The 11641-nt window shown below is 65.0% G+C and carries 10 protein-coding genes; 4 read left to right on the top strand and 6 right to left on the bottom strand.

Going from position 1 to position 11641, the window contains the following annotated elements:
* Positions 1–20: 20 nt before the first annotated feature.
* Positions 21–1463 (bottom strand): exodeoxyribonuclease VII large subunit, encoded by a 1443-nt coding sequence (gene xseA, locus AC1RNA_RS00895; protein ID WP_492949912.1) that lies wholly within the window; start codon positions 1461–1463, stop codon positions 21–23.
* Between the two features lie 81 nt (positions 1464–1544).
* On the opposite strand from xseA, the gene purD reads away from it, so the two are divergent.
* Together purD and AC1RNA_RS00885 are read left to right on the top strand one after the other, a co-directional pair.
* The gene (gene purD / locus AC1RNA_RS00890) at positions 1545–2810 is read left to right on the top strand and encodes a phosphoribosylamine--glycine ligase (RefSeq protein WP_492949911.1); all 1266 of its coding nucleotides are present in this window, start codon (positions 1545–1547) and stop codon (positions 2808–2810) included.
* Positions 2810–3256 carry a GNAT family N-acetyltransferase gene (locus tag AC1RNA_RS00885; RefSeq protein WP_009339880.1) on the top strand — a complete coding sequence of 149 codons (447 nt, stop codon included), beginning with the start codon at positions 2810–2812 and terminating at the stop codon, positions 3254–3256. Before purD ends, AC1RNA_RS00885 begins: the two co-directional genes overlap by 1 nt.
* 12 nt (positions 3257–3268) lie before the next feature.
* On the opposite strand, the gene AC1RNA_RS00880 is transcribed toward AC1RNA_RS00885, so the two are convergent.
* The gene (locus tag AC1RNA_RS00880) at positions 3269–3715 is read right to left on the bottom strand and encodes a nucleoside deaminase (protein ID WP_492949910.1); all 447 of its coding nucleotides are present in this window, start codon (positions 3713–3715) and stop codon (positions 3269–3271) included.
* Between the two features lie 138 nt (positions 3716–3853).
* Between AC1RNA_RS00880 and AC1RNA_RS00875 the strand changes: the two genes are divergently transcribed.
* Both AC1RNA_RS00875 and rsmD read left to right on the top strand, forming a co-directional pair.
* Complete coding sequence (locus AC1RNA_RS00875; RefSeq protein ID WP_492949909.1) at positions 3854–5926, top strand: pseudouridine synthase; 2073 nt, start codon at positions 3854–3856, stop codon at positions 5924–5926.
* A gap of 2 nt (positions 5927–5928) precedes the next feature.
* A complete protein-coding gene (gene rsmD / locus AC1RNA_RS00870) occupies positions 5929–6486 on the top strand; it encodes a 16S rRNA (guanine(966)-N(2))-methyltransferase RsmD (protein ID WP_492949908.1) in 558 nt (185 codons plus the stop codon).
* 3 nt (positions 6487–6489) lie between these two features.
* On the opposite strand, the gene mutL is transcribed toward rsmD, so the two are convergent.
* From mutL to AC1RNA_RS00850, 4 genes are all read right to left on the bottom strand, one after another.
* Positions 6490–8286, bottom strand: coding sequence for a DNA mismatch repair endonuclease MutL (mutL, locus tag AC1RNA_RS00865; RefSeq protein WP_492949907.1), 1797 nt, complete (start codon positions 8284–8286; stop codon positions 6490–6492).
* Between the two features lie 78 nt (positions 8287–8364).
* Complete coding sequence (gene arfB, locus AC1RNA_RS00860) at positions 8365–8781, bottom strand: alternative ribosome rescue aminoacyl-tRNA hydrolase ArfB (protein WP_492949906.1); 417 nt, start codon at positions 8779–8781, stop codon at positions 8365–8367.
* 34 nt (positions 8782–8815) lie between these two features.
* Positions 8816–10168, bottom strand: a complete 1353-nt coding sequence (locus AC1RNA_RS00855) for a M16 family metallopeptidase (RefSeq protein WP_009339886.1) — start codon at positions 10166–10168, stop codon at positions 8816–8818.
* Positions 10165–11562 (bottom strand): M16 family metallopeptidase, encoded by a 1398-nt coding sequence (locus tag AC1RNA_RS00850; RefSeq protein WP_009339887.1) that lies wholly within the window; start codon positions 11560–11562, stop codon positions 10165–10167. The genes AC1RNA_RS00855 and AC1RNA_RS00850 overlap by 4 nt, the downstream gene beginning before the upstream one ends.
* Positions 11563–11641: the final 79 nt, after the last annotated feature.

Below are 11641 nucleotides of genomic sequence, written 5' to 3'. Positions count from 1 at the left end.
TGTCAACACTTGGAGCACGATCAGAAAAGATCGCCCTGAACCTTTTTGTGCTCCGGCACGTCGGCAGTCTTAGCGGGCTTTGACGCCTTCTTAGCGGATGGCGGTGTGCCATGAGCGGTTGCCGCGATGCGGCCGTCGGCGAATTCAATGCTGATATGCTCGCCCGCGCCGACCTGTGCCGCGTGATGCAATGGCAGGCCGGTTTCGTCGCGCACCAGCGCGAAGCCGCGCGACAGCACGCCCTTATAGGACAGAGCCGCCAGCATCTGGGCGCTGTGCTGGATACGGGTACGTCGCAAGGCGATGAATTGTTGCGAGCATCGCCGCGCGCTTTCGGAGAGGCGGTTGACCTGATCCCTCGCGCGCGCGATCTGGCCGCGCAACGTGGTAACGGTGAGGCGGCCCGCGATCATCGACAGCCGCCGGTCATAAACATGGGTGTTCGCGCGCAGCGCGCGCGGCAATTGCGCCGAGGCCCGGTCGAACCGCTGGCGCGGGATCGCAAGCAGATCGGTGAGCTTCGGCAGGCCGCGCGCGGCGCTGCGCAACTCGGAGCGCCGGTGTTCCTGGCCGCGCTGCCAGCAGGCGAAGGAGCGGCGCGCCAGAGATGAAATCTCGATGGCGAGATCGGCGCGGACCGGCACCGCCATTTCGGCGGCGGCGGTGGGCGTCGGCGCGCGCTTGTCGGCGGCGAAATCGATCAGCGTGATATCGGTCTCGTGGCCGACGGCGGAGATCAGCGGGATCATGCTGGCCGCCGCCGCTCGCACCACGATCTCCTCGTTGAACGACCACAGGTCTTCCAGCGAGCCGCCGCCGCGCGCCACAATCAAAAGATCGGGGCGCGGAATGGGCCCGCCTTCCTCCAGTGCGTTGAATCCCTCGATGGCGGTGGCGACCTGTTCGGCCGAGCCTTCGCCCTGCACCCGCACCGGCCACACCAGCACGCGGCGCGGAAACCTGTCTTCGAGGCGGTGCAGGATGTCACGGATCACCGCGCCGGTGGGCGAGGTGATGACGCCGATCACCTCCGGCAGCCAGGGCAGCAACTGCTTGCGCGACTCGTCGAACAGGCCTTCGGCGGCGAGTTTCTTCTTGCGCTCCTCCATCAAGGCCATCAGCGCGCCGATGCCGGCCGGCTCGATGGCCTCGATGACGATCTGGTACTTCGAGGAGCCGGGGTAGGTGGTGAGCTTGCCGGTGGCGATGACCTCGAGGCCCTCCTGCGGCTTGACCCGCATCCGCCCATGCACGCCCTTCCAGATTACGGCCTCAATCTTGGCGCTCTCGTCCTTGAGGGCGAAATAGCAATGGCCCGAGGCATGGGGCCCGCGAAACCCCGAAATCTCGCCGCGCACGCGGACATGCCCGTAGGTGTCCTCGACGGTGCGTTTCAGCGCCGAAGACAGCTCGGAAACGGTGAATTCCGTGGCATTGGATAACGTCTCGGCAGCTTTGCTCATCGGTAATCGAATCTGGTCTTGTGAGGAAATCCCATGATAGTCTGTTTTCTCACACGATAAACTGCGGTTCGACCCTCTCCCATGAATATCCTTTTGATCGGCTCCGGCGGGCGCGAGCATGCGCTGGCCTGGAAAATAGCGGCCTCGGCGGAGCTGGCGAAGCTGTGGTGCGCGCCGGGCAACGCCGGGATTGCGCGCGAGGCCGAATGTATCGCGCTGGATGTTGCCGATCATGCGGCGGTGGCCGCTTTCTGCAAGGCCAACAAGGTCGATCTGGTCGTCGTCGGGCCGGAGGCGCCGCTCGCGGCCGGTATCGTCGACGATCTGGCGGCGGCGGGCATCAAGGCATTTGGTCCCTCCAAGGCAGCCTCGCAACTCGAGAGTTCCAAGGGCTTCACCAAGGATCTGTGCAAGGCGAACAATATCCCGACCGCCGCTTACGAGCGTTTCAAGGATGCTGCCGCGGCGAAGGCCTATGTCCATGCCCAAGGCGCGCCGATCGTGGTGAAGGCGGACGGGCTCGCGGCGGGCAAGGGTGTTGTCGTGGCGATGACGCTTGCCGAGGCCGACGCCGCACTTGATGCGTTGTTCTCGTCCGCAGGCGCGGAAGCCGTCATCGAGGAATTTATGGAGGGCGAGGAAGCCTCGTTCTTCGTGCTGTGCGACGGCGATCATGCGCTGCCGCTCGCGACCGCGCAGGATCACAAGCGCGCCTTCGACGGCGACAAGGGGCCGAACACCGGCGGCATGGGGGCCTATTCGCCCGCGCCGGTGATGACGGATGCGATGATCGCGCGCACCATGGACGAGATCATCCGTCCGACATTGCGCGCGATGAAAGACAAGGGCATGCCCTACAAGGGCGTGCTGTTTGCGGGGCTGATGATCACGGCCGAGGGGCCGAAGCTGATCGAATACAATGTCCGTTTCGGCGATCCGGAAACGCAGGTGCTGATGATGCGGATGATGTCCGATCTCGTGCCGGCGCTGATGGCGGCGGTCGACGGCGAACTTCAGCATTTCGACCTGCGCTGGTATCCTCAATCGGCCCTCACCGTGGTGATGGCCGCGAAGGGCTATCCGGGTGATTACATAAAGGGGTCGGTTATCTCAGGTCTCGATGAGGCCGGAAGCCTTGAAGGCGTGGAGATATTTCACGCGGGAACCAAATCCGACGGTGCGCGAATCCTTGCCAATGGCGGGCGCGTGCTTAACGTAACGGCCATTGGCGATAATGTCGGACAAGCGCAGCAGCGTGCCTATCAGGCGGTCGACAGGATTCAATGGCCGGAAGGCTTCTGCCGCCGTGACATCGGCTGGCAGGCAATCAAGCGGGAGCATGGGTAATGCCGTTACGTAAAGCGAGACGCGATGAGGTCCCGCGGATTCTCCAGTTGCTGCTGGACGATGATCTGGCGCACGAGCGCGAGGACACGTCGAAGGGGCTCGCGCCCTACGAGGCGGCATTCGATGCGATCGCGAAGGACGCCAACAACGTGCTCTACGTCTGGGATGAAAACGGCTTCGCGGTCGGGTGTGTGCAGCTCACCTTCCTGCCCGGCCTGTCGTATCAGGGCGCGTGGATCGCACAGGCCGAGGGCGTGCGTGTCGATCGCGCGCTGCGCGGCCAGCGCATCGGCGAGAAGATGATGCAGGCGATCATGGGCATCGCGCGCGAGCGCGGTTGCCGTTCCCTGCAGCTCAAGAGCGACAAGCGCCGCACCGCTGCGCATCGCTTCTACGAGCGCATCGGCCTGCGGATGTCGCATGAAGCAATGACGGTGGATCTGTAAGGAGAGCAGTGCTCAGCGCCGCGCCTTGAAGAAATCCCGCAGCAGCGCCGCCGCCTGTTCTTCTCCGACCGCTGGATAGACATCCGGCACGTGATGGCACGTCGGCGAGCCGAAGAACCGCACGCCGCTGTCGATCGCGCCGCCTTTCGGATCGAGCGCGCCGTAATAGAGTCGCCGGATTCGGGCATGCGAGATCGCGCCCGCGCACATCGTGCAGGGCTCCAGCGTCACGTAGAGATCGCAATCGGTCAGCCTCTCGCGGCCGAGCTTTCGCGCGGCCTCGCGCAGCGCGACCATTTCGGCATGGGCGGTCGGATCGCGGTCGGCGAGGGTGCGGTTGCCTGCCTGTGCGATCACGGCCCCGTCATGGACCACGACGCAGCCGATCGGCACTTCGCCGGCCGAGGCCGCGATTTCGGCCTGTTTCAGGGCCAAATCCATGAAACTTTGTGCCGTCATCCCTCGTTTCCTGCGTCGAAGTCTGTTATGAGAGCGCCTTCAATCCACCGGTTTTGGCGACAGGCGGCCCTGATGAGGGAACGCGGCCGTTCGGACCCGGCTTTCTGCACCCAGCGCACTCCTCGAACGAGACCTTTCATGCCCCGCGACGACGATAAAAACAACAGAAGCGGGCCCGGCTCGCGCCGTCCGCCGGGCCGCGGCCGCGACGGGGAGAGCAAGGGCAGGGGTCGCTTTGGCGACGAGCGCCCTGCGCGTTCATCCGCGCCTCGCGGCGACCGCAAGTTCGGTGAGAAAAAGTTCGGCGACAAAAAGCCTGCCGGACGCAGCTTTGGTGAGAAGCGGCCTTATGCGGCCAAAGGCGAGGGCTTCCGCAAGGATGGTGATCGTCCACGTCCGCGTTTTGATCGGGATGATCGGCCAGCGCGTGGTGACCGGAGCGAAGGCCGCTCGTTCAAGCCGCGCGAGGATCGCGGTGACCGCCCGGCTCGTGGCCCGCGCAAGGAGTTTGGCCCGGGCAAGGAATTTGGCGCAGGCAATCGCGGCGAAGGGCGTTCGTTCAAGCCGCGTGAAGACCGCGCGCCGCGTGGCGAGCGCAGCGATGCGCGCCCCAGCCGCGGATACGGCGACAAGAAGTTTGGCGAGAAGCGGCCCTATACGCCGCGCGGCGAAGGTTTTCGCAAGGATGGCCCGCGTGGTGAATCGCGCCCGGCGCGGTTCAATCGCGATGATCGCCCGCAGCGCGACGAGCGCCCGCGTTTCAACCGCGACGACAGGCCGAGGGGCGAAGAACGCCCGCGTTTCAATCGGGATGACCGAGGGTCATCTCGCGGCCCGCGTAAGGACTTCAATCGTGGCGAGGATCGCGGCAACGACAAGCCGTGGGAAAAGCGCGCACCGCGCCGCGACGACCGCGGGGCAAGCGATCGCCCGCGTTTTTCGCGGCCGCGTGAGGATCGCCCGGAAGGCGGCGAGCGCTTTGAGCGCAAGCGGGAAGGTTTCAGCCGTCCGCGTTTTGAGCGAGACGGCGACGACCGCGCCCCGCGCCGCAACGCCTGGCAGGAGCATCCGCGCAACGAAGGTGGCGAGCGTCCGCGCCGCGACGGCGAGGATGATTCGAAGATTTTCGCCAAGCGTCCGGCTTTCGGCGGGCGTGGCGCCTATCGTGAGCGGCCAGCGGATTCCGACAAGCGTGCGCCGCGTGCCGCGCCGAAGAAGGACAAGACCGGCGAGCGGATCGCCAAGGCCGTCGCGCGTGCGGGTCTGTGCTCGCGGCGCGATGCGGAGGAATGGATCACGCAAGGCCGTGTCGCCGTTAATGGCCGCGTCATCAATTCGCCCGCGCTCGATGTGACGGTGCGCGATGTCATCACCATCGACGGCAAGCCGTTGCCGGAGCGCGAACGCACGCGGCTGTTTCTCTATCACAAGCCGCGCGGGCTGATGACGACGCATGACGATCCGGAAGGCCGCCCGACGGTGTTCGATCATTTGCCCGAAGGCCTGCCGCGCCTGATCTCGATCGGCCGTCTCGATTTCAATACCGAAGGCCTGCTGCTGCTGACCAACGATGGCGGTCTGTCGCGTGCGCTCGAGCACCCCGACACCGGCTGGCTGCGGCGCTACCGCGTCCGCGCCCATGGCGAGGTGACGCAGGCGCAGCTTGATGAACTGAAGAACGGCGTCGAGGTCGATGGTGTCAAATACGGTTCGATCGATGCGACGCTGGAGCGCGACCAGGGCGCGAATGTCTGGGTGACGTTCGCGATCCGCGAGGGCAAGAACCGCGAAGTGCGCAATGTGATGGCGCATCTCGGCCTCGAGGTGAACCGCCTGATCCGCGTGTCCTATGGCCCGTTCCAACTCGGCGAAATTCCGGAAGGACAGGTCGAGGAGATCAAGAGCCGGGTGCTGCGCGAGCAGCTTGGCGAGAAGATCGCCACGATGTCCGGCGCGCAGTTCGACAGGCCTGTGCGCGAAGACGAAGGTCCGAAGGTGGGCCGCGACGGTACGCCGTTGCGCAGCAAGGCCGACAACAAGAAGATCAAACGCTCCAAGATCGAGGACCGCAAGGGTCGCACTGTTGTGGTTCAGCGCAGTGGCAGCGACGAGAAGCGCGCGCGCAACGAGGCCGAGGCCAACGGTTATGGGCCGCCGCGCAAGCCGAAGCGCGGTTATCACGGCAAGCGCGATCTGACGCCGAAGGACTAAGGATGCGCGTCGTCGGCGGGCGGCTGCGGGGCCGTAATATTGCTTCTCCTGCGTCGAAGGACATCCGGCCGACGCAGGACCGCCTGCGCGAGTCGATATTCAACATCCTGATGCACGCTTACGAGAATCCCGCGGTCGATGCACGGGTGCTCGATCTGTTCGCCGGAACCGGCGCGCTCGGCATTGAGGCGGTGTCACGCGGCGCGACCTTCACGCTGTTCATCGACAATGGCGCGGAGGCGCGCGCGCTGTTGCGCAACAATGTCGAGGCGCTGGGCCTGGGCGGCGTCACGAAAGTGTATCGTCGTGATGCCACGCAACTGGGACCGGTACACCCGATGGAGCCGTTCACGCTTGCGTTCCTCGATCCGCCGTATGGCAAGGGTCTTGCGGAGAAAGCGCTTGCCTCGCTGCGCGACGGCCAATGGCTTGTGCCGGGCGCGCTGGTCGTAGTCGAAGAGGCTGTGTCAGCCGCGCTCAAGGCGCCGGAGGGATATGAAGAACTCGAACGTCGCGCTTACGACGACACCGAGTTCGTATTTCTGCGGGCGGCTCCTTGAGCTTCAGCGCCGTCCGAACAGCTTCTCGATGTCGGCGAGCTTCAATTCCACATAGGTCGGGCGGCCGTGGTTGCACTGGCCGGAATTCGGCGTCGCTTCCATCTCACGTAAGAGCGCGTTCATTTCCTCGACCTTGAGGATGCGGCCCGAACGCACCGAACCGTGGCAGGCCATGGTGGCGGCGACATGCATCAGTCGTCTTTCAAGCGGAAGCGCCTCGTCCCATTCCGCCATGTGCTCGGCCAAGTCGCGCAACAACGAAGCGGCGTTGGTCTTGCCCAGGAGCGAGGGCGTCTCGCGCACGGCGACAGCGCCGGGTCCGAAGGATTCGATGGCGAGGCCGTATTTCTCCAGTTCGCCGGTGCGCGCGAGCAGCTTCTCGACCATGGCTTCGTCCATCTCGACGATTTCCGGGATCAGCAGCATCTGCCGCTGCACGCCGTTCTTCTCCAGCGAGGTCTTGAGCCGTTCGTAGACGATGCGTTCGTGCGCGGCGTGCTGATCGACCAGAATGAGGCCGTCATTGGTCTGCGCCACGATGTAGTTCTCGTGAAGTTGCGTCCGCGCGGCACCGAGCGGCTGGTTGACAGCCTCAGACAACGGCGCGTCGTGGCCACGCGCATCCGCGCTCGGTGTGTAGGCATCGAAGGCAGCCTGCGGCGCTTCGGCGAACGCCATCGCGGATGCGCGGGGCGCAAAAGGTGCGGCGGGCGAGGATCGCCAGTCATAACCACTGCGTGGCAAGTCCTCTCGGCGGAAGGCTGTGGTGATCGCTGCACCATTGGTGTTGGCGGCGGTGCGGCGGCCTTCGCGCGCGAGGCCTTCCTTCAGCGCGTGCACGATCAGCGCGCGCACGAGCCCTGCGTTGCGGAAACGCACCTCGGTCTTGGCGGGATGGACGTTGGCATCGACCTCCTGCGGATCGAGCGTGACGAACAGCGCCACGATGGGGTGGCGGTCGCGCGGCAGATAGTCTGCATAAGCGGCACGTACCGCGCCAAGAATGAGCTTGTCGCGCACCGGGCGGCCGTTGACGAACAGATATTGCCCGAGTGCGTTGGCGCGGGTCAGCGAGGGGGCTGCGGCGAAGCCTTCGACGGAAACGCCCTCTCGCTCCGCACTTACTTCGATAGCGTGGGTGCGGAAATCGCTGCCGAGGATGTCGCCGAGCCGCGTCAGACGCCCCGCAGCACCTGGCAGCGCGGCCGCCCATGTGACGGGCGCGCGTTCCTCGCCCGCGAGCGTGAAGGCGATGTCAGGTCGCGCCATCGCGAGACGCCGCACCACTTCGCGGATCGCTTCGGCCTCGGTGCGGTCCGTCTTCAGAAACTTCAGCCGCGCGGGTGTAGCATAAAACAGGTCGTTGACCTCGACGCGGGTGCCGTGCGCGAGCGCGGCAGGCGCGATGCCGGATTTCGTGCCTGCGTCGACTTGGAGGGCCCATGCGTGCGGTTCATTGGCGTGGCGCGTGGTGATCGCGAGCTTTGCGACTGAACCGATCGAGGGCAGCGCCTCGCCGCGAAAGCCGAGCGTGCGAATCCGCAGCAGGTCCTCGTCGTCGAGCTTCGAGGTGGCATGGCGTTCGACGGCGAGCGCGAGGTCGCCGCGCGTCATGCCGCTGCCGTCATCGGTGATGGCGATGCGCCGCCGTCCGCCGCCCTCGGTGAAAATGTCGATACGCGTGCCGCCAGCATCGATGGCGTTCTCGACAAGCTCCTTCACCGCGCTTGCGGGCCGTTCCACCACTTCGCCGGCGGCGATGCGGTTGACGATCTGTTCGGGCAATTGACGGACGGGCATGATGCGGATTTTACGGAGAATTCAGCCAAATAGGGAGGCTGCCTTTGCGCTTGCGCACAGGGTTGGGTGTCGATTCGCTCAGTCGTCGAATCGCGCGCTGCGGCCAGCCTTGATGTCGGAACGGCGCTTCTTGCCGTCAAGGCGACGTTTTTTCGAGCCCAGCGTCGGCCGGGTGGGACGGCGCGGCTTCGGGCGCACGGCGGCCTCACGCAGCAGGACCAACAGACGGTCGATGGCATCGGCGCGGTTGCGCTCTTGGGTGCGGAAACGCTGGGCATGCAGCACCAGCACGCCGTCCTTGGTCATGCGCTGGCCCGCGAGCGTCTGCAGTCGCGCCAGCGTGTCGGCGGCGAGGTTGAGGCGGCCGACATCGAAGCGCAATTGCGCCGCGGTCGAGAGCTTGTTGACATTCTGCCCACCCGGCCCGGAGGCGCGGACGAAGGAAATGTCGATGTCGCTCTCGTCAATAATGATATCGCGCGTGACCCGGATCATGGGTCACAGATAGCACAGCCGAAATGGAAACGGCTTAGTTCTTGATCGGTTTGGGCGTGGAGGCTTCCGCGGGTGGCCGTCCGACGCTCACCGTCAGAAGCTGGTGGCTCCAGATCTTTTTGGCGACGCGCTTGGCGTCATCCAGCGTCACCGCATCGATGATCGCCGGGCGACGGTCAAGATAGTCGATGCCGAGCTTGTCGAGCTGGTATTGCAGCAGCGCGCCCGCGAACTTGGTGGACGAATCCAGCGCCACCATCTGCGATCCCTTGAGGTAGGACTTGGCCTCGTCCAGTTCCTGCTGGGTCGGCCCTTCGTCCGCGATGCGCTTCAATTCGGCGGAGATCCGGTCGACTGTCTCGTTGGCCCTGTCGGCGCGGGTGGCCGTGCTGCCGAGGAAGATCGAGGTCTTGTCCATCCACCACAGCGAGGTCGAGACCGAATAGACGAGGCCGCGCTTTTCGCGCACTTCATGGTAGAGCCGCGACGATAGCGAGCCGCCACCGATGATGTGGTTGACGATATAGGCCGCCATGAAGTCAGGATCGTCGCGCTTGATTGATGGGCCGCCGAACAGGATATTGGTCTGCGGCACGTCGAGCGGCACGAAAACCCTGCTGTCGCCTGTGGCAAGCGTGACGTCCGGCACGGAGGCGAGATCGCCCTTTGCCGGGAGTGTGCCGAAGGTGGCGTCGAGCAGCTTGCCGAGCGCGTCGGCGTCGATGTCACCGACCACCGCGACAGTCAGTCCGTCCCGTGCGAACATTTTCTTGCGATAGGCGCGCAGATCGTCGGCGCCGATGGCCGGGATGCTGGTCAGCGTGCCGCGCGGCGAATGCGCGTAAGGGTGGTTTGGAAATCCGGCGGCAAAGAACTTGTTGCTCGCGATCGAGCCGGGCGTGACGGATTCACGGCGCAGGATCGACATGGTCTGCGCGCGGACGCGCTCCAGCGGCTCGGCATCGAAGCGCGGAGCGGTGAGTGCAAGACGCAGCAGGTCGAATGCCTCGTCGCGGTTGTCCTTCAGCATCCGCAGCGAGCCGCGAATGTAGTCGCGCGTCACGGTGAAGTTCATCTGGATCGCGTGGCGCTCCAGCCGTTCATGATAGGCATTGGAATCGAGATCGCCGGCACCCTCGTCGAGATTGTCGGCCATCAACTGGGCGACGCCGGGTTTGTCGGCAGGGTCCTGTGCGCTACCGCCACGAAAGGCGAATTGCATGGCGACCAGCGGCACGGTCGCATCCTGCACCAGCCAGGCTTCGATGCCGCCGGGCGAGATCACGCGCTGGATTTTGGCGGCAGCCTGCGCGGGCGCGTGGCCGAAGGCAAGGAGTGCCGCGCCGAGTGCGAGCGTCCGGGCAATGTGTTTCAAGGCGATTCTCACGAGCGTTTCTCCTCGCGCGACGGCGCTTCCTTGATGAGGTAGCCTGTCGCGGAGCGCTTCTTGTCGAGCCACTTCTTTGCAGCATCGCTGACCTGCGCCGCCGTGACCGCGCGGATGCGATCCGGCCAGCTTTGAATATCCGCCACGGTGAGGCCGACGGTGATCGCTCCGCCGTACCAGCGCGCCATCGTGCTCTGGCTGTCGCGGGCGTAGACCGATTCCGCGATCAACTGGGTTTTTGCGCTCTCGAGGTCTTCGGCCGGGACCGGCGTTTTCGCAACGGTCGCGATCACCTTGTCGATCGATTGTTCGATCTGCTCGAAGGTGACGCCGGGCTTCGGCGAGGCGGCGATGCCGAACTGGGATGGGTCGAGCGCCGTGCCTTGGTACCAGGCATTGGCGCTCACCGCGACTTTCTGCTCCACCGCGAGCGCGCGGAACAGATAGGCATTGACGCCGCCGCCCATCAGTTGCGCGAGGACTTCCAGCGCCTCGCTCTCGCCCGCGGCAGCTGTGACCGCCGACGGTACGAGATAAAGCCTGCGCAGATTTGGCTGCTCGGCACGCGGATCGGCCAGGGTTACGGTGCGCGGGCCTGCCGGCGGCGGCTCCTGCGGGCGGATGCGCTTGGCGGGAATGGATGGCTGCGGTGCGATCTTGCCGTAGGTCGCCTCGACCATGGGCCGCAGATCTTCGGCAGTGATGTCTCCCGCGACCACAAGCGTCGCATTGTTGGGGGCGTAGTGGCGGCGGTAGAAGTCGAGAGCTTCCTCGCGGTTGAGCTTCTCGATCTCGGCATGCCAGCCGATGACCGGGCGGCCATAGGGATGATTGAGGTAGAGCGCCGCCATCACCTGTTCTGTCAGCCGGGCATCAGGGCTGTTGGCGACGCGCATGTTGTATTCTTCCAGCACGACGTCGCGTTCGGGCAAGACGTTCTCATCCTTGAGGATCAGCCCGGTCATGCGGTCGGATTCGAAGTCCATCATCAGCGCGAGCTTGTCGCGCGGCACGCTCTGGTAGTAGCCGGTGTAATCATACGAGGTGAAGGCGTTCTCGCTGCCGCCGACCCGCACCACGCTCTGCGAGAATTCTCCGGCGGGATGCTTCGCGGTGCCCTTGAACATCAGGTGTTCGAGAAAATGCGCGAGCCCTGATTTTCCCGCCGTCTCGTCGGCCGAGCCGACCTTGTACCAGATCATCTGGGTGACGGTTGGCGTGCGATGGTCGGGAATGACCACGACCTGTAGGCCGTTGGCGATGGTGAATGTCGAGGGCTGGTTCGAGGCTGGCGCGGTGTCCGCGAAAGCAGGCCACGGCGAGGTCAGGGCGGTTGCGGTCAGTGCGATGCCGCGGAGTGCGTCACGCCGGGAAATGATTTTGAGATCGCGCATGATCCGATATCGGCTCCGAAACAATACAAAGAACAACCCTGACTGGGCTGCCCGGATGGCGGGATCATGGCGCGCGGCG

Source organism: Afipia sp. GW821-FHT14H12, from assembly GCF_058803465.1.
The sequence above is the reverse complement of the archived record's forward strand: the minus strand, read 5'-3'. Positions and strand labels throughout refer to the sequence as shown.